Raw genomic sequence first — 21,622 nt, 5'->3', positions numbered from 1 at the left:
TGTTGGGTAAACCAATTTATTTCTTCTGATATTTCTCTGTCTCTGTCGTCTCAAGTTTCTCATAACCGATATAGTTGCCGTAAAGTTCTTCTAACGCAACACCAACATGTTTGTGGGCCTTTTGGCCTTTCAAATTTGATTTAGCGCCATCACGCAAAGATCTTGCTCTTTTGGAAGCAGCTACAACTAGTGAATACTTGCTATCCACGATATCAAGCAGTTTATCAATTGAAGGGTATAGCATTCAATTCACCTCATCCATCCATTGTACGATTTTTGGATACATCCGATCTTTTTTGCAATGTTCTGCTAAGAGAATCGCTTGTATTTTGGAACAAGCCGTTTCTACATGGTCATTCACAATCGCATAGTCATAGTGCTCCATCAAGCGAATTTCGTCCATAGCCACTGACATGCGGCTGCGAATAACTTCATCCGTTTCCGTACCACGCGTTACAATGCGATTCTCAAGCTCATCTAGGGAAGGCGGCAGCAAGAAAATGAAAACACCTTCGGAAAACTTTTGTTTAACTTGCAGAGCACCCTGCACTTCGATTTCCAAGATGACATCTTGACCGGAGCGCAGCGTTTCCTCAACAAAACGTCTCGGGGTGCCGTAGAAATTACCTACGTATTCGGCCCATTCCAACACTTCATCCGTTTCGATCATCTGTTGAAATTGCTCCCGAGTTTTGAAGAAATAGTTCACACCATCCACTTCCCCTTGTCTAGGAGAACGGGTTGTGGCCGATACCGAGTACACGATATCCGGTGAACACTTGCGCAGCGCGGCGCAAACGGTTCCCTTGCCGACACCGGAAGGACCGGATAAAACAATCAGAATGCCTCTCTCACGCTCAAGGGTATTCGTATTACTCGTCATGATCATCGTCCTTGTTGGAAAGTCTATGCGCTACCGTCTCTGGTTGTACTGCCGATAAAATCACATGGTCGCTGTCAGTGATAATAACGGCACGGGTTCTTCTACCATATGTAGCGTCAATCAGCATGTGACGATCACGCGCTTCTTGAATGATCCTCTTGATCGGAGCCGATTCCGGACTTACGATCGAGATAATGCGGTTCGCCGATACGATGTTGCCGAACCCGATATTAATTAATTTGATAGCCATTACGACTTCCTCCTCGCGAAGCTCCATGCCGCTTCACTCGATATTCTGTATTTGTTCGCGCATCTTCTCAAGCTCTGCTTTCATCGTGATCACTCTAGCCGTAGGCTCCGAGTGATTGGACTTGGATCCGATCGTGTTCACTTCTCGATTCATTTCTTGAATCAAGAAATCCAACTTTCGTCCAACAGGCTCTTTCTCTGTAAGCAATTGATCACATTGCTCAAAATGACTTTTCAGTCGAGTTAATTCCTCATCCACATTCGAACGGTCTGCGAATATCGCAATTTCTGTCGCTAGGCGCTGCTCATCCACAGGCGTTTGTTCCTGAAGAAGTGACTGAATTCTATTCGTCATCTTAGCCGCATAGTCTTGAACCACCTGAGGTGCTAAAGCTACCAATTCGACATGGATTCGCTTCAGTTCCGCCAAGCGCTCGCGAATATCTTGCTCCAGAAACGCTCCTTCCCGCAGCCGCATGTCGGATAATCTGGCAACGGCCTCCTGCAAGCAGGCGCATAGTTCCTGTTCAATCTCTTCATCAGGTTCCTTACGCGACTCCTTCATCTGAATGAGATCCGGAAGTTTCAATAAATCTTTGAGCTCGACCTGCTCGGTATACCCATAGCGCTCCTTCAACAGCTCAGCAGCCTGCAAATAAGCATCTGCCAAAGCAAAGTTAACCGTTACGCTCTTCGGGGAAGCCGTTTCACGTTCCGCCGTGATGAAGACGTCTACCCGTCCTCTCTTCACCGCTTGCAGCACCGTTTTCTTCAAAGCGTCTTCAAAAGCCGCCCATTCCTTCGGCAATCGAATCGACACTTCACTATACCTATGATTGACCGATTTCACATCGATAAACACGTTGTATCCCGCAAAAGAACGATTCGCTTGTCCGAATCCGGTCATACTGCAAATCATTCTAATCACATCCATTACCCTATTTTAATTCATTTTGAAAGTGGGTACAAGTGGAAATCATGCCGATTCGACTTTTCCCATACATACTTCGTAAGGTCTACGCACATCTCATAGGCTAGAAAAGGGGTCATCAGATAGATGCCATTAAAGAAAGGCATTGCTGCATCCAGCAGCTCTTTGGCAATCTCAACACCCATTGCGCGCCCTTCTGGACCCTTGAGTCCACTCATGCGTTCCCTCACTTCATCAGACAACCGAATACCTGGAACTTCATTGTGCAGATATTCAGCGTTCCCTCCGCTAGCTAGCGGAGCAATACCTATAAAAATCGGTATATTTAAATGCTTAGTCGCTTCATAAATTTGTTCAATCAGCTTGGCGTCGTAGACGGGCTGCGTCATGATGTAGTCGGCGCCTGCCTCAATTTTGCGTTCCAAGCGCTGAACCGCTTTATCCAGATGCTTCACATTCGGATTAAAAGCAGCCCCTACAACGAAGTTGGCCTTCTGCTTTAGCGGTTTCCCTGAGAAGGCAATACCTTCGTTAAGCTGCTTAATCATCCGAATGATCTCGAATGAGGTCAGATCGTAAACGGAGCTGGACCCAGGGAGGTCGCCGAATTTGGCGGGATCGCCGGTCACGGCCAGCACGTGGTCAATGCCCAGCGCGTGAAGACCCATCAGATGGGACTGCGTCCCAATCATGTTGCGGTCGCGGCACGCGATGTGGATCAGCGGACGCGCGCTTAAGCGTTCCTGCACGAGGTAACCGAGAGCCAGATTGCTCATGCGCGTCACGGCCAGTGAATTGTCGGCCATCGTAATGGCGTCGACATGCGCATCCTGCAGGGCTTTGGACCCCTGCATAAATTTCTCGATGTCGAGATCCCGAGGGGGATCTAACTCGACGATGACGGTTTTGCGCTGCTTCACGATTTCGAGCAGCGATGGTTTGCCTGCCGGCGGCGCAGGCTTCGCCGGGGCGGGCTCGCTCACGCGCACAGCTCGCGCGGAGGGCATCGTACCAGGCGCTGCCGGGACGTAGCCATGCAGCGCCTTTGCGACGGCGGCGATATGCTCCGGCGTGGTGCCGCAGCAGCCGCCAATGATGCGAGCGCCGAGGTCAGCGAAGCGCAGCGCGCTCTCGGCGAAGTACTGAGGCGTCGCCGCATAGGTGTAGTGACCGTCGACGTAGTCAGGCAGCCCCGCGTTCGGGAACGCGGAGAACGGGATGCCGGCGATGGGAGTTAGCTTCTCCATCGAACGGAGAATCCCATTCGGGCCGACGCGGCAGTTGAAGCCGATGACGTCAGCCCCGTCGTCGCGCAACCGCTGGAACGCTTCTTGCAGCGGAATGCCGTCCTGTGTGCTGCCAGTGCCTTCGTTAGCGAACTGACAAATGACAGGCAGATCACTCATGCTGCGAATGATACGCAGCGCGAGCTGCAGTTCTTCCAAGTCATAGAAGGTCTCAAGCAATAGCCCGTCCACTGGCGAATCCAGTAAAATGCCAATCTGCTCGCGGAGTGATTCCTCAACATCTGTCGTACGAACGTTTTTGCGCTTGCCTGCACGAATAGATCCAATAGCTCCAACGACATACGCTTCGTCACCAACCGCTTTTCTGGCTAACTCAACACCTGCGCGGTTAATGGCTTCAACATCGCCTTCTAGTCCGTACTTGGATAATTTTTCGCGATTAGCCGAGAATGTATTCGTTTCAATAAGACGCGCACCTGCCTCAAAATAACGGCGGTGCACGTCAGCAACCGTTTCCGGCCTAAGCAAATTCAATTCTTCATAAGAAATGCCGACAGGAAATCCCATCTGATATAAATAAGTCCCCATAGCGCCGTCACCGACCAAAATGTCTCGCTGCAGCGCCGTACGAAGATCCAATTTCATGATAAATTCCCCACCTACTAAAAATGTAATTAACTTAAACCGTGCCCGTAAACACTTCTTCCGCAGGTCCGGTCATATAAACGTGGTTGTCCGCTTCATTCCATTCGATAAACAACTCTCCGCCTTTGAGAGAAACAGTCGCTTCGCGGTCCGTTAAACCGTTTAACACGGAGGATACAAGCGTTGCACAAGCGCCAGTTCCGCAAGCAAGTGTAGGACCTGCTCCTCGTTCCCAAACGCGCATATCCGTGTAAGCACGATTTATCACTGTAGCGAATTCGACATTTATTTTACGAGGGAACATCGGATGCACTTCTAGCTTCGGCCCCCATGTAGCAAGATCGAAATTCACAGCATCCTCCACATAAATGACACAGTGGGGGTTCCCCATTGAAACAGCTGTAAAACGAAACTCTTTCCCGTCAACTTCAATCGGGTAATTGATAACTTTAGCTTCATCGACCGTTGTTGGGACTTGAAGGCCGTTCAGGATTGGTTGACCCATATCTACGCGAACAGTCCGAACTTTGCCATCTTGTACATTTAATTGCACCTTTTGTACGCCTGCGCCAAGTGTTTCAACGGTAATCTCCGTTTTATCAATTAGCTTATGATCGTAAACATATTTAGAAACGCAGCGGATGGCATTCCCGCATTGCTCGGCTTCAGATCCGTCGGAGTTCATAATGCGCATTTTGAAATCAGCATTGTCAGAAGGAAGAATATAGACGATGCCATCGGCTCCAATACTAAAGAAACGATTGCACAGCTGGATCGCACGCTGATCTGCATCAGCAGGAAGTTCTTTCTCACCAGCTATTACGATAAAATCGTTGCCTAGACCATGCATTTTTGTAAAATTCATTGTTAATAGCACTCCCAGTATGCGGTTTAGCCATTATCATAGCGTAAAAGCTCAAAGATGCATAGTCTTTTTGACACAAAAGCTCAATAGAATCGGGTTTGCAGCACTCATGATACCTGCATTCTCCTTTTGATTACTGCAATACTTAGAAGTAATAACGGTAAGACAAGTCCAAATGTAAAGGCAAACAACGGCCAGAACTTTGAATCGAATGAGATAAGGTAACTAATATTGGGTGAAATGATGATGGATACGGAATAGAGTATCATTCCCATAGGCAGTGCCAGCGATCGATACTCCGAGAGTTTCAAAGTCTGTGAAAGACTGGAAACTAAGACATAAAAACAAATAATTAGCTTTAGAAAGATAGTTATAAACCAAATTGCGGCAATGATAACCTCAACTCTTTGAATGATTTCAGTTATTTTTATTTTTTTAGCTAATTCAAAGCTTGCATAAAGATTGCTGGCTGTGTTCTCCGCTCCCAAAACTAACATACAGAGCAAAGTAATCACAAACAAAATGATACCCCCGATGATCGTTCCCTTTAAAAATGCTCTTCCTGCTTCCTTGGGTTGCTTCACAAGCGGAAAAAGCATCAGAAATAGAACAAGTTCCAAAAAAGGAAAAGCGATGTATGGATAAGCAGCCTTAAAGACAGGCTGTATGCCTTTTCCCAAAACGGGTTGTAGATGTTTGAATTCAAAATCTGGGATGAGCAAAATGACGAAGATAACAAAAAGAATAAGAATCCATGGATAAAAGAGGTCCGCGGTACGGGCGATGTTGGAAACGCCATAACGAACACCGGTAACTACAATACACAGGTACACGATATGTATCGCTTGAATCGGTGTTTCAGGCATCATGGAAGAGGTTAGAAAATCACCGAGATTTCGCAAGGCGAGAGACGTTAAAATGAAAGCGAAAAAAAACATCAACAAAGAAACACTTGTACCTAGCCAAGACCCAAGAATTTCTCGACTCATTTCCACCAAGCTCCTGCCGGGATAAAGTCGGCCTAACGCGTTGTAGATCCATACCAGTAAAAGTCCGGCTATCATTCCGACAAGAGCGGAAATCCATGCATCTTGTTTAGCTTCTGAAGCAAGAATCGTCGGAAGTAATATGATAGAGGTACCGATTATGAAAATGGACACCATTTTTTTAAATTGATTCGCTTGAATGGTTTCGTTTTCCAACATTGGGTTCACAATCTCGCTTTCATCGTATCCTATTCGCCTTTGCTGATGGGTCCGTAAATGATCTTAATCAACTCTAAAGGCGACCGGACTTCTACGCCCAAACTCACTGTTATACCTAGTACAATCCCAACAAAAAGCAAGATAGAAAAAGTCCATAGCTCCTTCCGTTTTTTTCTTTTTATAAGTGAAGGCACTTCAATGACTATCATCATGATACTAATCGCCAAAAACGCAGCTACACGCCACAATGGATATTACTCCCCCATTCTTTCGTAAAACGATTTCGATGTTTTAAACATTTGCTTGATTTTCATTTCGATTTGAACATCTACTTTCATCGTAGACATGATATCTTCCCAATTATTCTTCGCCCCTTCCCAATATTTGGGGTAGCTGCGTTCAACTTCTTCTCCAAAGCCGAAGATATCAGACTTATATTGGGTTTGTACCGTTTTTATCACAGATAAAATAGAAGCCTTAATTTTATTTTGGGTTAACTGTTCAATTTGTAAAATGGATGACGGCTTCGTTAAGTCTATAGGACATTGAACGTCGGTTACAACGCCTTCCGCTTTTATTTTCAACTTTATGGAGGGCTTACCGTTTTTCATGATAACTTTCGTATCATTCTTGGTACGTAGTACCTCCACCGACATGTGGCTCTCTTCATTAGGACAAGTCAAAAGTACCGCAGTACTTTTCACCTTCCCCTGGGTATAATTATATCCCATGCTTTCCTCCTCGTTTAACCAACCTAAGAGTTTATCTTTTTTGAAAACAGCTATCCCCATGTATTTGAGTCGGGCAGGCGAAAAAATTTTTTCTACATTTCCTCTATCATTGCCTGTTTGAGGATCACCCATTAACGTAATTCCGCTCAACACGGCTTCCTTTCCTTTACTGATGATATTGGAAGTAAATTCATCAATTTTTACATCTGCCGTAGCTCCCCATGCTTTCGATGAGACTTCAAGAGAAGCATTCATTTTCGTAGCCGGCGTTTTTTCCAACGGGGTCAACACTTTAAGAATATCTTGCGCCTCAACTCCCCGAGCAATGACGACATAAAAGTCTTTGCGATATTCATGATCTCTTGAGATGTGATCCAGCGCTCTACCCACGCCCTCCTTTGCAAATTTTTCTCCGAAAATAAGGATCTGCAACTGTCCAACATATATTTTCCTTGTGCTTCGTGTTGTCATTCTTCTTGCCGCCTCCTGAAATCCGTCACCCTTTTCTCGAAACAAAGTGACCGGAGCGAGGGAAGAAGATCCTCCTTCTTTACCCGAAATGGCTCCCGTGTTCAGAATCTGGTTGGAAAGCATAATTTGCTTCCCACTCTTATCCACGCCAATTGCAACGGAAACTGCGAGATCATTCAGCTCGCGACGATTCCAACACCCGGATATAAGTACCAAGCAAATGAGAGTAACAAACGTTCCATAAAACCTTCTTTTCGTATTAATCTCTCCCTTCGGGGTCAGGGTCCGTTGTAGATGAGTGACTCTGACGAATTTGGTTTAATTTACTCGCAGTCGAAGGGCGAGAGTTCATTTTCCACCAAGGAACACGCAATCCCCCATCTTTTAAATCTTCAGTAACAACAGGAGCGTATGGAGACATGTAGGGAACTCCAAAGGAATTTAAATGACAGAGATGTTGGACGATCGCAATGATCCCTGCAATGATTCCGAACAAACCGAAGGAAGCCGCCAGACCCATGATCCCGAATCGTAAAATTCGAATGGCAATAGCCATGTTGTAGGCAGGAATTGTAAAACTCGCAATCGCCGTGATGGAGACAACGATCACCATGGCCGCCGATACGATTCCGGCTTGTACGGCTGCTTGACCAATGACCAGCGCGCCAACAATGGAGATCGACTGTCCAACTGCTCTAGGTAACCGGACTCCAGCCTCACGCAAAAGTTCGAAGGTTAATTCCATAATTAAAGCTTCAAAAAAAGCAGGAAATGGAATTCCTTCCCGCTGAGCTGAAAGACTAATCAATAATCGAGGAGGCAGCATGTCATGATGAAACGTTGTAATCGCAATGTATAAGGGTGGTCCCAGCAAGGCAATCAGTAATGCTGAATACCGCAAAAGACGTAATAGAGTAGAAATATCGGAACGCTGATAATAATCTTCCGCCGACTGAAAAAATTGTGGAAATATAGCTGGAACCAAGAGAACAAACGGTGTGCCGTCCACAAGAATGGCAATACGCCCCTCCAAAAGTCCGGCCGCAATCACATCCGGTCTTTCAGTGTTATAGATCGTGGGGAAAAGTGTAAATCTCCTATCCTGAATCAGCTCTTCGATATAGCCGCTTTCCAAGATACCATCAATTTGAATACGTCCAATTCTGTCACGAACCTCCTGCACGACGTGGTCCTTTGCAATGCCATTCACATAGACGATAGAAACGCTTGTTTTGGTGATACGACCGACATTAAATCCCTGTATCCAAAGGTTAGGATCCTTAATCTTTCGCCGAACTAAAGCGATATTGGTTATTATATTTTCAGTGAATCCATCCTTGGGACCGCGTATCACCGTTTGGGAGGTCGGCTCCTGGATAGGGCGGTCTTCCCAGCCTTTTGAAGCAATTAGTAAACCCTGATCAAAGCCCTGGCATAGGAGAACGGTTTCACCACTCAAAATGCCTGACAGCAGCATATCTAGGTTTAACCCTTCTTGAATACTGCCGACGGGCAGCAGCAGCTGTTTAAATTCATCTAAATAATTACCTGCTGGTGATTGTAAACCCGAGAAATGTGGGTACCGATCTAAGGACATCAGGGGTTCAATAATAAATTGATTAATTAATTTAACATCGGCTAGTCCATCGGCATAGATGACGGCTACTTCGATAGCATTAGAACCTTCGGTACGCCATTCTCTAACCACGATATCCTCGCTGTTTCCGAAAGTTTGTTTGATCCTTTGAATGTTTTCCTTAAGATTCTTTTTTAAACGCAGTGAATCATCATCACTTTGTTTTTGTTTGTGATGGGTTGGCACACTTATTCTGAACTTTGTAGATAAAAATTTAATAATTCCCATGATGTGATACACTCCCTCCATGCTTGTACATAATTTCACCAATAGGTAATTATTTCATGCACTTACAGAGCACTTCACATCCCGCCCTGCAAACGTCCTACAAGTACGATAGGGTTTGTCAAGGTTTATGCGAAGCAATCGCATAAACCTTATACTTTCTTATCAACGAAAAAAACCGCCCAAGGGCGGTTTATAATTATATACATCTATTCATCTGAAGCTCGGCTTGGAAGAATTATACGAAACAGAACGTGAATTCTTGTTGCGTTTTGGCGACAGCACACTGCCCAGCCCCATTAAGAAGGTCGGAATGCCAGCGGCGATCAGAACCAGAATCCAATCCTTCCAGCCAAGTGGAACAGTTTTGAAGATAGGTTGAAGAGCTTCTACATACATAACGGCCAGCATCAAGATAAGCGAGGAGAGCACAGCAAGAACAAGGTAACGATTTTGAAAAGGATTACGATGGAAAATAGAGCGTGAACTGCGGCAATCGAACACATGGATGAGTTGAGCCATTACCAAAGTGGCAAATGCGACGCTTTGCGCTTTCAGTAAGGTTCCGGGATCGGATGGATTGACTCGTAATACGAGCCAGAAAGCACCCAAGGTGCAAACGCCGATAAGAATTCCTCTGGAAATAATTTTCCAACCCAATCGTCTAGCGAAAATATTTTCTTTCGACGAGCGCGGCTTGTGCTGCATCAAATCCTTCTCCGCTTGATCCACTCCCAGCGCCATAGCAGGAAGGCCATCGGTGACAAGATTCACCCATAGAATTTGAATCGGTACAAGCGGCAAAGGTAGACCGGCCATCATCGCAATGAACATCGTCATAATTTCGCCCACGTTTGAGGCAAGCAGATACCGGATGAATTTACGAATATTTTCATAAATACCGCGTCCTTCTTCAATCGCCGCAACGATTGTGGAGAAGTTATCATCGCTAAGAATTAAAGAAGAAGCTTCCTTGGATACATCCGTCCCTGTAATCCCCATCGCGATGCCGATATCTGCAGCTTTGATCGCTGGCGCATCGTTCACGCCATCCCCCGTCATGGCGACGACATGTCCTTTGCGCTGCAAAGCTTTGACGATACGCAGTTTATGCTCAGGGGAAACCCTCGCATACACGTAGGTATCATTCACTTTTGCATCCAGTTCATCGTCCGAGAGACCCGCAATCTGCTGGCCACTCATACTGACCCCATTCGTAGGAAGCATACCAAGCTGCTTAGCTATTGCCTCAGCGGTTGTCTGATGGTCCCCTGTGATCATGACCGTTTTGATGCCTGCTTTACGGCACTTCGAGATCGATTCACGCACTTCTTTGCGCGGTGGATCGATCATGCCGGTTAATCCGACAAAAATCAAGTTGTTTTCCACATCTTCGTGATCCTCATAGCGGTCACTGCTCTTAAGTTCTTTGTAAGCAATCCCCAATACCCGAAGAGCGGATTTGGCCATGCCTTCATTGGCAGAAATCACTTTCTGTTTAAGTGTGGACGTGAACGGAATTACCTTCCCATCCCAAAGAATGTAGCTGCAGTGCCCGATTAGAACATCAGGAGCTCCCTTCGTGCAAGCCATCCGGCCATGCTCAGAAGTCACAAGCACTGACATCCGTTTACGCTCCGAGTCAAAAGGAAATTCGGCGATACGCTTATATTTCTCGCTTAGCGACTCCTGGGTAATGCCGCTCTTCGCACTAAGGACCACTAATGCACCTTCGGTTGGATCCCCTTTAATGTTCCAAACAGAGATAACGCCGTCTTTACCATCCTTGCCCTTCTTCCGTTTCAACTCCTGCTTTTCCTCAAACAAAGATGCATTATTACAAAGCACGGAAACATGAAGCAGCTTACTGAGTGATGGGTTCCTAAGCGCATCGGTGTTTTGTCCACTTATTTGGATATCCCCAACCGGCGTATAACCGTCACCCGTCACTTCCAGCACGTCTCCGCCGACCCATAAGTGGGTAACCGTCATTTTATTCTGAGTCAGTGTTCCCGTTTTATCGGAACAGATGACCGAGGCACAACCTAGCGTCTCTACAGAAGGCAACTTCCTGACAATGGCTTTACGCTTAATCATTCGCTGTACGCCGAGTGCAAGCGCAATGGTAACTATAGCAGGGAGTCCTTCGGGAATAGCGGCAACAGCTAAGCTGACACCGGCTAAGAACATCGCATAAGGTGGTTGTCCATGCATAATACCTGCGATAACAACGAGAACAGTTAATGCAAGCGCGACGATGATCAGAATCTTCCCAAGCTGTTCCAAGCGATGCTGAAGCGGCGTCTCCATAGATTCTGTATTTTGAATCAGATCAGCGATTTTCCCCATCTCCGTGCTCATCCCGACACGAACCACAATGGCTTTGGCTGTTCCACGCGCTACCATCGTCCCCATGAACCCCAGATTACGCTGATCCCCAAGAGGCACCTCATCATTAGATATAGCCGATGTTATTTTACTGACGGCTACCGACTCCCCTGTTAGGGCTGACTCCTCGATATATAGGCCATTCGTTTCCAGAAAACGCACATCTGCCGGCACCCGGTCGCCGCTTTCGAGCAAAATAATATCGCCTGGAACCAAATCACGAGCTGGTATTTGATGAACTGCGCCCTCTCTCCAAACATTAGCGTTAGGGGCTGACAATTCTTTAAGAGCACGTAATGAACGTTCTGCCCGAAATTCCTGTGTAAAACCAAGAATGCCATTCATCACAATAATAACGATAATGGTAATGGCATCTAAATATTCACCCAACAAGCCGGAAATCAAGGTCGCCCCCAATAAGACCAGCACCATGAAATCTTTGAATTGATTCAAAAGCAGTGTAATCGGAGAAACACGCTTCCCTTCAGAAAGCTCGTTTCGACCAACTTCCGCCTGTCGCTTCCAAGCTTCCTCCCAGGGCAATCCTTGCTGCATGCTCACCTGCTGTGACTGCAGGACTTCCTCCGACGTCAACTGGTACCACTTATTCTGACTCATCCGCCCTTCTCCCTCCCACTTTCCCATGTACTTGCCTCTCACTCATACGTAAATGTATTCAGACAAGCAGGAAAATATCCCTGAAATCATCTTTCTTGCCGACTAACGCTTAAGTTTTTGTGAAAAGTATGGCATCATAGAGGTTAGTAAAGTTTTTAACCGAGGAGCTAATTGCGATTTCAACGCACATTGCAATTAGCTCCCTAGAATGGAGTTGTATGCATCATGGCTTTAGACGGACTAGTCCTTCATGCAATTATTCACGAACTGCAAATGTGTGTAGGAGGCCGAATCAATAAAATTCATCAGCCCACCGAAAATGACATTATTATGCACATCCGAGCACAAGGGCAAAATGTGAAACTTCTTCTTTCAGCAAACCCTACTTATCCAAGGGTTCAAATCACCGAGCAATCCTCGTTAAACCCAATGGATGCTCCAATGTTCTGTATGCTGCTTCGCAAGCACTGTGAGAGCGGCGTAATTGAAGCCGTGGAACAAATAGGTATGGAGCGTGTCATCCGTTTGCAAATTCGTCATCGCGATGAATTAGGAGATATGAGTACCAAACAGATTATTGTGGAAATCATGGGCCGACACAGCAATATTATTCTTCTAGACCCGGCAACAGAAACGATTCTAGACGGCATCCATCATGTAACGCCTGCCATCAGTTCTTATCGGATTGTCATGCCGGGAAGCAAGTATGTCACGCCGCCTGAGCAGGATAAGCAAAATCCACTAGAGGCCGATGCCTCTTCGTTCTTGCATGCTATTCAGCAAGATTCCGGTGAAGAAGAGTCCAAGGATAAACCAGAACAAAAATTAGTCGCTGCATTCAGCGGGCTAAGTCCTTTGATCGCCAAAGAAATCGTATTCCGCAGCCGTCAAGGCGGGAACAACGAACAAGAAGATGACCCAGCGGCCTTGTGGACAGCTTTCGACGGTGTCATGACGGCTGTACGTCAGCATCGCTACGTCCCCGTTATTGTAGAGCAAGAAGGTACCGGTAAATTGTTCTTCGCTATGACACCTTTAACACACATTACCGGCATTTCCACGTCCTATGCGACACCGAGTGATTGTTTGGAGCACTTTTACGGCGACAAAGCGGAAAGAGATACAGTCAAACAACGTGTGGCTGATTTGCTCCGTTTTTTGCATAATGAAGCGAATAAAAATGTTAAAAAGTTGGAAAAACTTCAAGAAACCGTTGATGACTCCAAAGATGCCGACAAATATCGGATTCTCGGCGAGCTGTTGACAGCCTCACTTCACCTTATAAAAAGAGGGGATCGCGAGGTCGAGACCATCAACTACTATGATGAGGACCAGGCTTTGATAAAAATAAAGCTGGATCCTCTATTGAACCCCTCTGAAAATGCACAGCGGTATTTTAAAAAGTACACAAAAATGAAAAACAGCACGGCGATTGTCGAAGAACAAATTGCACAAACTCATCAAGAGATTACGTACTTAAACTCCTTACTCCAGCAGCTTAGTGTCGCTTCTTTAACCGATATCGAAGAGATCCGTGATGAGCTTATGGAGCAAGGTTATGTACGTGACCGCAATAAAAAACAGCGTAAAAAGAAAAAGAAAGATAAGCCGGCTTTGGCCTGCTACCTTTCCAGTGAAGGTGTCTCTATCTATGTTGGTAAAAATAATACGCAGAACGAATATTTAACGAACCGACTGTCCTCTTCGATGGATACATGGCTGCATACGAAGGATATACCCGGCTCCCATGTTGTGATTCGCAGCGATAGCTTTTCAGAGACTACCCTGTTGGAGGCAGCTCAATTGGCCGCTTATTTCAGCCAAGCCAAACATTCCAGCCAAGTCCCTGTTGACTATACAGCAATTAAACATGTCCACAAGCCAAATGGATCAAAGCCCGGATTTGTCATCTATGTGAATCAGAAAACGCTATTCGTGACACCGGATGAGAACATGATTAAGCAGATGAACGTCACGATAAAATAAAATTTCATTTGGCGAATAAAAAAACCTAGCGAGAAACCCGCTAGGTTCTTTTGTGTTATTTTTTTATGAAATAACCATGTCCATCCAACTTCCCAAGTTTCATCGCATTTCTCTATTTCAATTCCAACTGATGAATCAGAGATAATAGATAGGCTTTTACTTGGTCCTGTAAATCCGGACGCTGCAAGGCAAGCTCGATGGTCGCTTCAATATATCCCATCTTATCCCCAACGTCATAGCGCTTAGCCTGCATCAGATAGGCAGCCATTTGCTGCTGCCTGTTGAGTACACGCAAAGCGTCGGTCAATTGAATTTCACCGCCGCGGCCAGGCTCTTGTCTCTCCAAGATGCCGAAAATTTCCGGCATGATGATATACCGCCCAATAACGGCTAAATTCGAAGGTGCCTGATCACGGTCCGGCTTCTCAACCAGATCCTCGATCAACTGGTACTTGTCCAGGCTGCTTGAGGGGGAGACGATACCATACTTACTTACATCTTCCCAAGGCACTTCTTGCACAGCAATGACGGACGTTTCGGCTTGTTCATATATGTCCATCATTTGCTTAAGTCCTGGCGGCGAGGATTGGAGAATATCATCCCCAAGCAGAACCGCGAATGGCTCATCCCCAATAAATTTGCGGGCGCACAGAATCGCGTGACCAAGTCCAAGAGGCTGTTTTTGGCGAATGTAGTGCACATCGGCCAAATTCGAAACGGATTGCACGATTTCGAGAAGCTGCGTACTGCCTTTTTCCTCCAGCATCATCTCAAGTTCAACCGATTTGTCGAAATGATCTTCAATTGCGCGTTTATTACGTCCAGTGACAATAATAATATCTTCAATGCCAGATTCAATCGCTTCTTCGACGATATATTGAATGGCAGGTTTATCAACGATAGGCAGCATCTCTTTGGGCTGCGCCTTTGTAGCTGGCAGGAACCGAGTTCCCAGACCTGCTGCAGGGATAATAGCTTTGCGAATTTTCTTCATGTATGCTGCTCCTTCTCTGGCTTAAGGCTTTGCAAAACATCGATTCCTATTCGCCTCGAACCAATAGGTGCGTGGAATACGACACCGCCTCGTTCACCATGGAAATCGGAACCAGCGGTAATAAGAAGCCCGGAGCGCTGTGCAAGGGTGAGATATTTCGCCTCTTCTTCCGGGGTATGATCTGAGTGATAAACTTCAATACCATCCAAGCCTTGATGAATAATAGCTTCTACAAGGGCATCATCATGGTAAATACCTGGGTGTGCGAGGACGGCCTTTCCTCCCGCTTCTTGGATCCACCTAATCGCCGTTGCCGGCTCGATCCTTGGCGGATTGGCATAGGCGGCAGCACCAGTCCCTAAATACCGGTCAAAAGCCTCGCTAATTGAGCTCACATAGCCTTTATTCAGCAGTACTGCAGCGATATGAGGTCTTCCAACGGTGTCGCCTTTACTCTTAATATTCTCAACTTCACGCAGCACTTCCGCCATTGTAATGTCTAGTCCGAGCTGCTGTAGTCGTTCAATAATCATGTTATTGCGGGTATCTCTCGTTTCTCGCAAAGACGCCAGTCTCTGAAGAAATTGCTCATTATGAATGTCAATATAATAACCTAGCACGTGGATATCCTGCCCACCCGCAACCGTGGAGATTTCTACTCCTGGCACGACCTCTATGCCGAGCTCACGCCCCGCTAAGAGCGCCTCCGCGACACCTGAGACCGTATCATGGTCAGTGATAGCTATGGCGCCTAATCCTGCATCGAAAGCCATTTGAACGTTAGCCGCAGGGCGCTGGGTTCCATCTGAAGCTGTCGTATGTGTATGTAAATCCGCTTCTATTCTTGCAGACATTTTCTATTCCCTTCCTTCATCGTAAATGACATTTATGAGCTCATCATTAATCGAACTGTAGATTATGTAAAATTTTAAAGAAAGCGGCTTAAATCCTCTTGCCGCAAGAAGGTCATGAAGCTTACTGCTGATATAGGCAGCAATGTAGAGTTCAAATAAATGGCATAGAAGCTGCGTTCGAAGGCAATGTTCTCGATCTGCTTCACTTTAAAGAGGCCTAGCGTCACTTCATGCTTGACGGACGACTGGGAAAGAATAGAGATACCCAAGCCCGCTTCAACAGCAGATTTAATAGCGCCTGTGCTGCCTAACTCCATCACAATCCTCATGGAAGAGCAATCCATGTTGCAGCGCGCGAACTCCTCTTCCATCACTCTTCTCGTCCCGGAACCTTGCTCTCGAAGAACAAACGGATATTTCAGCAGCTCCTCCAGGGTTACAACCTCCATATCGGCTAGCGGATGGTCCGCAGGTACGATGAGCTTAAGCTCATCACTTAGAATCGCTTCAGTATGGACATCCGGATGATGAATGGGCGCTTCGACAAGTCCGAAATTGAGCTGATGGCCAAGAACCTCGTCCAAAATCTGAGTCGTATTCATCACTTTCATCGATACGGAGATGTTAGGATAGTCTTTGCTAAAGGGTCCAAGCAGGCGAGGTAAAATGTATTCCCCCATCGTCAAGCTGGCGCCCAACTGCAGCCGCCCTTCAATCATTTTGGTAAATTTGGACATAGCAACATCAGTCTCACGGATAAGTTCAATGCTGTTTTTAGCAAAAGGCAGCAGAGCTCGTCCCGCTTCCGACAGCTCGATCTTTTTGGTGCTGCGGTGAAATAACTTGACACCGAAATAATCTTCCAGTGATTGAACCTGCATGGTCACCGCAGGCTGTGTCATATGTAGGGCTCCCGCCGCATGAGAGAAGCTGCCTTTCTCCGCCACGGTAAAGAAAATATGCAGTTGATGAAAATTAAGTGCCATGTAAACCCGCCTCTCTTTGTTTCCATTATATGAAATCGCACGCACACAGTCCATTAAGACACAAAAAAGAGCATGCCGTCATCGACACACTCCAGTTAAGGAACCTATTCGGTTATCGACGCTTACGACTGTTCTTGATCAATGTCATACGACGTGAGTGTCTAAGCCAAGAATAATAAGACTTCAAATCACGAAGCTCCATCGTTTCCGACATTTTCCCAAGGAACGTAACAATAATCATTTTGTGAAGCGGATTACCTACAAGATCGGTTTCATGCTCCAGATGGGAAAATTCGGCAACAACAACAAGGTCATCATCAATGAGATAAACGTCTTCTTCATTGCGATAATAAGGGACGATGCTATCATTTTTAAGCTTTTCCCACAGAAAAGCGCAAATTTCCTCGAGTGAATTGTTTTCGCTAGAAACACGATCACTCCATCTCAGCTTCGCATGATTCGTGATCACGACGTCCGCCACTTTCTTGTCACCCAGCTGTACGAAGAATGGTTCATAAGTACTCCATCTCCCCATCACCTTGTCTTTCATGATCACAACCCCTATCCTACTAAAATGAGACCGTGTACCTATTCCCTATCTGACTGTAAGTTATATTTTACTTGATTATAACTTTTTTTCCCATGAAAGAATATATAAAATTATTAATAAATATTTGTGAAATCATGAAAAAATGCTTATTTTCTAAAAATTCAAAAAATAAAAAAAGCTTCTTGCGAAGCTTTCGTTTTGCACTGCAGCCTCAAAGGGTGTAAAATCTAGTTTTGTCCGGCACATCACTACTGTATTCGGTTTTAATTTCGTTACGGTAAGACTTCTCTACCTTCTTGACGTACGGGAGCTTCAAAAGGTTCCGTGTTGTCTCTTCTACTTTGCTGGCATGTATATAAAGAACGGCATAATTCATTTTCTTGGATATGTAATGAAGGGAACCGAACCGTTCCAAGTTTCTCGCGGCTTTGATATCGTTTACCCAAATGATTAATCCGCTACGCTCGATCATCATGATTGCAACCTCTTTTCAATAATCCTAGTATGGAGTGAACCCACTACATGAAGCCTTCTGACACCATTGTCCGCATATTCCGTGGAAGCATAACAGAAAGTATTCACCGCGTCCACCTCGCGGTCGTTAACGCTGGGGGGACGCTGCTGTATCAAGCAGGCGACCCGCAGCTGATCACCTTCGCCCGTTCGACGGCGAAGCTCATTCAAGCCTTGCCGGTGATTGAATCCGGCGCGGCTGATCATTTCGGCCTCACCGATGCCGAAATCGCCCTATGCTGCGCTTCCCACAACGGGGAAGCTGAGCACGTGAGCACTGCCCAGGGTATCCTGGGCAAGCTCGGTTACCATCATGAGCACCTGCAGTGCGGTGCTCATGAACCTTACCACGCGCCGACCGCACAGGCGATGCGCGAGCGAGGAGAATCCCCGAGCACCTTGCACAACAATTGCTCGGGTAAACATTCGGGTATGCTAGCGCTTAGCGCACACCTTGGTGCATCGCCGGATACCTACATGAGCATCCAGCATCCTGTTCAACAGCTTATGCTCGAGGCAGTATGCGCCATGACCGGCGTGCCGAAGCCGTTAATGCAGCTCGGAATTGACGGTTGTGGTGTGCCCGTATTCGGCATGAGAATCGACCAACTGGCACTTGCCTTCGCCAGATTAGGCCGACCTGACGAATTGCCGCAAGCACGTGCAAACGCTTGCCAAAGAATTGTCGCCGCGGTGCGAAAATATCCTCAATTCCTCGCGGGAAGCGACCGCTTCGATACGCGATTAATCGAGGTAACCAAGGGCCGTATCATCGGCAAGATGGGAGCCGAAGGCATCTTCGCCATCACGATTCCAGAACAGGGACTAGGCTTCGTCTTAAAGATCGAAGACGGTAATGTTCGGGCCTTGTATCCAGCTGTCGTCGAAGCTTTGAAGCAGCTAAGTTTGCTTTCGGAATCCGAAATAAGCGAACTTGCATCCTATCATACCCCTACCATTCATAACTGGCAGGGAACCGAGGTCGGAATCATCCGCCCCGATTTCCAGCTTTAGTAATTACCCGCAATTCCCGCTGCAGCTTCCACCGGAACTGCAGCCTTTGCCAGTTGGAAGCGGATTATTGCTTGGAACTTTAATCGTATCGGAGACCGCATGCGCGATCGTTGTGGAAACTGTAAACAGCAAATCGTCCAAGCGGTCCTCAGCTTCTTTGAACCTACGCACCGCTTCAACAGCATGCAGTTTCTCCTGAATCTCATTCACCGCGGCTAATGCTTCGTGATAGCTTGGGTGGTAATGCCCGAAGCGTTCACATTCCTCGAAAGCATCTTTTTTTCTGGCGAAAACCGCTTTAAGATCCCGCACTTCCGCGCTGTTCTCCACAGCGTTCTTCCAATATAAATAATCTGCCACTTCAGCAGAGGAATTAATCATATCACCCATGTCATAGGCCTGCATAAGAACGGCCGACATATCTATTGTTTCTGCTTCCAATGTTTGTAACATAACTAAGATCAACATCCTTCCTCTCAAAAAATATATAACATCTCTACTATACCACAGTTCCCCAAGAGTTTCTTCCTTTTCTCTTTGCAGCAAAATTCTCGTCCATTTGCTCAATGGCTAATGCTAACCTACGTATAAACACCTTCATCATTAATACCAGGCAAAATAAGCTTCATCTCCTCCCAATCCTCGCTAACCAAAGAAATCTCCTGATATTCCTCCAGTCCTTCCAATATCCAGCCCGATCGTTCTTCGCGCAGAATTCGGGGGATGATGAAGCGATTTCGTCCTTCTTTTCGAAGCTGCAAAACGCTTTTCCATTCGATAGCTTTGCGGATCATCTCTTTGCGAGTAGAGCCGTGATATTCACGAAATTCCTTAATCCAGCTTACAGGAATATCCTGCATATCCGGATACAATTCGTCCTGCTCCGGCAAGTGGGTATCCATTTCATAGAGCTGTATGGTATCTCTTGAATAACAAAGGCCGCCTGTCTGATTTTCGGACGAAATCAAGGCATTGGAACTCGCTGGCATCTCGTCTTTTCGGCTGCTTTTTGGATGGAACCCCATATTCTCAAGACACTTCGTGAGCTTTGTAAGATGTTCACGCAATATAATAAAGTCTGAGCTGCCAACGCGCTCCCCAAGAAGTGGCAAGCATTTCTCGTTTCGAAGCAAGGCCTCGGCTATATCTTCGGAACGGCAGCGAAGCAGCGTTACTTCTTCGATATACAGCTTACCGGCCTGCTCTCCCCATTGCTGTAAAGTAATCGTTATATGTGCAGGTACTTCGTAAAGAGCATTCTCGTGCAGGATGCGAATCATTTCTTCACTGCTCATCCCCTTTTCCCAAGCACGGTAGAAGCTTTCTTTGGTAACCCGATAGGTACGAACAAGATCTGTCGTTTGGAGATCAGCGAAAGCCGCAATATCCCATTCTGTGCGAAGAAATACATCAGGGGGGAGCAATATTTCGAAATCCGGCTGCACATAAAGCGAAGGACTCACCTCCACATACGTTTCTAACGATCTGAAGTCCTTATCCTTATAGTGTAAGACCTCTTGTATCGGCGTTATTAACCATCGAAACCATATATGATTTTCCTTGTCGGTACCCAACTCTATGAAACGGAAAACAGACAAAGGAGCTATCCAAGTGGTCATGATAGCCTTTCGAAGTGATGATTCATCCGTCACCTGCCCCCCAAGGGAACAGCAAGAACGGATTCCTTTTACGATAACGTCCACATCATACCATTGCCCGAACTCTCCTCTCTCCATCAATGATATGCCATGTTCAAGCCAGACAGGTGCAGGAACCAACAATTGACGCCATATCTGGTATAATTGCCCTTGCTGGCTGTCGTAAGAGTCCTGAAGCCATCCTAGAAAGGCCGTCTGATTGAAGAGGTAACGGTCACCTTGGCTATGAATAGAAAGGAAACCCATGCGAATAGCCATTTCAATCATTAGCGCGGCAGGTTCGTCATAAACGTCTCTAAATGCGTAATTAAGCCCAGCAGAGCGTAAAATATCATTAGGCAAGGCGAGATGTTCCGTTAGCTTCTGCAGCAGTTTTTTATGTAAAGTCCCTTTGTTCGTGAGAGGCAGAGATGATTGTTGATTACAAGCCACCTGAAAATGAAACAGCTGCTGAGCCAAGCCTCTAGGGTTAAACGGTACTGCTGTAACTGATGCGTTTAATTGCTCTAAGTCCCCGGCTTCCAACTGCTCAATTCCCATATCCTCCTTAGTTGTTTGAAGCTGATCTGACGGAAATAATAACATTTGCCACGCTGCAAAAGCATCCTCAGGCAGGATAAAAAGCTGCTCCCCCCATGCTTTGCGAAAGGCACCAATAATGCCAGCTCTTCTAAGCCCTACAAGGCCTAGCGCGACTTGCGCGCCCGCCATACGAAGAGCTCCTTGCTTTTCCAACGCGTCTCTTGTAAACGGTTCACAGCCGAATGCGGATACGATGAGACGCAGAGTATGCTTTTCATCCAATGACAAATGCCGGTTCAACTCTGCAAGGTACTTCCGATCCGTCATCAAATCAGGTAATGCCACGCCTTGTTTGAGGAAAGATGAGCACCATTTTTGTTCCATAATGAGCTGTCTCAGTTCACAGGGCATTTTGCTATCCATATGTTCAAATTTCATTCTGTGCTCCTTC

At 46.3% G+C, this 21,622-nt stretch carries 19 protein-coding genes; 2 read left to right on the top strand and 17 right to left on the bottom strand.

The features are described 5' to 3' along the window. Window positions 1-16 precede the first annotated feature (16 nt). The 10 genes from rpoZ to ASD40_RS12095 all read right to left on the bottom strand — a co-directional run bounded on the left by rpoZ (window position 17) and on the right by ASD40_RS12095 (window position 12,094). Window positions 17-244 carry a DNA-directed RNA polymerase subunit omega gene (rpoZ, locus tag ASD40_RS12145; protein ID WP_056833077.1) on the bottom strand — a complete coding sequence of 76 codons (228 nt, stop codon included), beginning with the start codon at window positions 242-244 and terminating at the stop codon, window positions 17-19. Then, the gene (gene gmk, locus ASD40_RS12140; RefSeq protein ID WP_057303546.1) at window positions 245-883 is read right to left on the bottom strand and encodes a guanylate kinase; all 639 of its coding nucleotides are present in this window, start codon (window positions 881-883) and stop codon (window positions 245-247) included. Then, entirely contained in the window at window positions 873-1,133 is a 261-nt protein-coding gene (gene remA, locus ASD40_RS12135) for an extracellular matrix/biofilm regulator RemA (protein WP_009672664.1), read from the bottom strand. The genes gmk and remA overlap by 11 nt, the downstream gene beginning before the upstream one ends. Before the next feature lie 33 nt (window positions 1,134-1,166). After that, window positions 1,167-2,066, bottom strand: coding sequence for a YicC/YloC family endoribonuclease (locus ASD40_RS12130; protein WP_321166549.1), 900 nt, complete (start codon window positions 2,064-2,066; stop codon window positions 1,167-1,169). Window positions 2,067-2,080: 14 nt separating this feature from the next. Then, the gene (locus tag ASD40_RS12125; protein ID WP_057303544.1) at window positions 2,081-3,955 is read right to left on the bottom strand and encodes a bifunctional homocysteine S-methyltransferase/methylenetetrahydrofolate reductase; all 1,875 of its coding nucleotides are present in this window, start codon (window positions 3,953-3,955) and stop codon (window positions 2,081-2,083) included. 34 nt (window positions 3,956-3,989) lie between these two features. Beyond that, entirely contained in the window at window positions 3,990-4,820 is an 831-nt protein-coding gene (gene dapF, locus ASD40_RS12120) for a diaminopimelate epimerase (protein WP_057303543.1), read from the bottom strand. Between the two features lie 107 nt (window positions 4,821-4,927). After that, window positions 4,928-6,025: a GerAB/ArcD/ProY family transporter gene (locus ASD40_RS12115; RefSeq protein ID WP_057303542.1), complete on the bottom strand. Its 1,098-nt coding sequence runs from the start codon at window positions 6,023-6,025 to the stop codon at window positions 4,928-4,930. 254 nt (window positions 6,026-6,279) lie between these two features. Next, the gene (locus tag ASD40_RS12105; RefSeq protein WP_063870771.1) at window positions 6,280-7,491 is read right to left on the bottom strand and encodes a Ger(x)C family spore germination protein; all 1,212 of its coding nucleotides are present in this window, start codon (window positions 7,489-7,491) and stop codon (window positions 6,280-6,282) included. Beyond that, window positions 7,487-9,091, bottom strand: coding sequence for a spore germination protein (locus ASD40_RS12100; RefSeq protein ID WP_057303539.1), 1,605 nt, complete (start codon window positions 9,089-9,091; stop codon window positions 7,487-7,489). Before ASD40_RS12100 ends, ASD40_RS12105 begins: the two co-directional genes overlap by 5 nt. Before the next feature lie 210 nt (window positions 9,092-9,301). Continuing rightward, window positions 9,302-12,094, bottom strand: coding sequence for a calcium-translocating P-type ATPase, SERCA-type (locus tag ASD40_RS12095; RefSeq protein WP_057303538.1), 2,793 nt, complete (start codon window positions 12,092-12,094; stop codon window positions 9,302-9,304). 225 nt (window positions 12,095-12,319) lie between these two features. Here ASD40_RS12095 and ASD40_RS12090 point away from each other — a divergent pair, with 225 nt between their 5' ends. Next, window positions 12,320-14,080 carry an Rqc2 family fibronectin-binding protein gene (locus ASD40_RS12090; RefSeq protein WP_057303537.1) on the top strand — a complete coding sequence of 587 codons (1,761 nt, stop codon included), beginning with the start codon at window positions 12,320-12,322 and terminating at the stop codon, window positions 14,078-14,080. 112 nt (window positions 14,081-14,192) lie between these two features. Here the strand turns inward: ASD40_RS12090 and galU are convergent, their stop codons facing one another. The 5 genes from galU to ASD40_RS12065 form a co-directional block, all read right to left on the bottom strand. Beyond that, window positions 14,193-15,074 carry a UTP--glucose-1-phosphate uridylyltransferase GalU gene (gene galU, locus ASD40_RS12085; protein ID WP_057303536.1) on the bottom strand — a complete coding sequence of 294 codons (882 nt, stop codon included), beginning with the start codon at window positions 15,072-15,074 and terminating at the stop codon, window positions 14,193-14,195. Continuing rightward, window positions 15,071-15,928 (bottom strand): PHP domain-containing protein, encoded by an 858-nt coding sequence (locus ASD40_RS12080; protein WP_057303535.1) that lies wholly within the window; start codon window positions 15,926-15,928, stop codon window positions 15,071-15,073. Before ASD40_RS12080 ends, galU begins: the two co-directional genes overlap by 4 nt. 74 nt (window positions 15,929-16,002) lie before the next feature. Next, complete coding sequence (locus ASD40_RS12075; protein WP_057303534.1) at window positions 16,003-16,914, bottom strand: selenium metabolism-associated LysR family transcriptional regulator; 912 nt, start codon at window positions 16,912-16,914, stop codon at window positions 16,003-16,005. Window positions 16,915-17,026: 112 nt separating this feature from the next. Continuing rightward, window positions 17,027-17,464 carry a hypothetical protein gene (locus tag ASD40_RS12070; RefSeq protein ID WP_029195611.1) on the bottom strand — a complete coding sequence of 146 codons (438 nt, stop codon included), beginning with the start codon at window positions 17,462-17,464 and terminating at the stop codon, window positions 17,027-17,029. A 211-nt stretch (window positions 17,465-17,675) separates the two neighbouring features. Beyond that, the gene (locus tag ASD40_RS12065) at window positions 17,676-17,939 is read right to left on the bottom strand and encodes a YlbG family protein (protein WP_057303533.1); all 264 of its coding nucleotides are present in this window, start codon (window positions 17,937-17,939) and stop codon (window positions 17,676-17,678) included. A 47-nt stretch (window positions 17,940-17,986) separates the two neighbouring features. Here ASD40_RS12065 and ASD40_RS12060 point away from each other — a divergent pair, with 47 nt between their 5' ends. Further along, entirely contained in the window at window positions 17,987-18,991 is a 1,005-nt protein-coding gene (locus ASD40_RS12060; protein WP_057303532.1) for an asparaginase, read from the top strand. Window positions 18,992-18,994: 3 nt separating this feature from the next. Here ASD40_RS12060 and ASD40_RS12055 read toward each other — a convergent pair whose 3' ends face one another. Next, window positions 18,995-19,444, bottom strand: coding sequence for a YlbF family regulator (locus ASD40_RS12055; RefSeq protein WP_057303531.1), 450 nt, complete (start codon window positions 19,442-19,444; stop codon window positions 18,995-18,997). A gap of 128 nt (window positions 19,445-19,572) precedes the next feature. After that, on the bottom strand, window positions 19,573-21,609 hold the full coding sequence (locus ASD40_RS12050; protein WP_057303530.1) for a helicase-associated domain-containing protein: 2,037 nt from the start codon (window positions 21,607-21,609) through the stop codon (window positions 19,573-19,575). Window positions 21,610-21,622 lie beyond the last annotated feature (13 nt).

The sequence above is a fragment of the Paenibacillus sp. Root444D2 genome, from assembly GCF_001426375.1.
In the GTDB taxonomy this organism is placed as follows: Bacteria; Bacillota; Bacilli; order Paenibacillales; family NBRC-103111; genus Paenibacillus_E.
The sequence above is the reverse complement of the archived record's forward strand: the minus strand, read 5'-3'. Positions and strand labels throughout refer to the sequence as shown.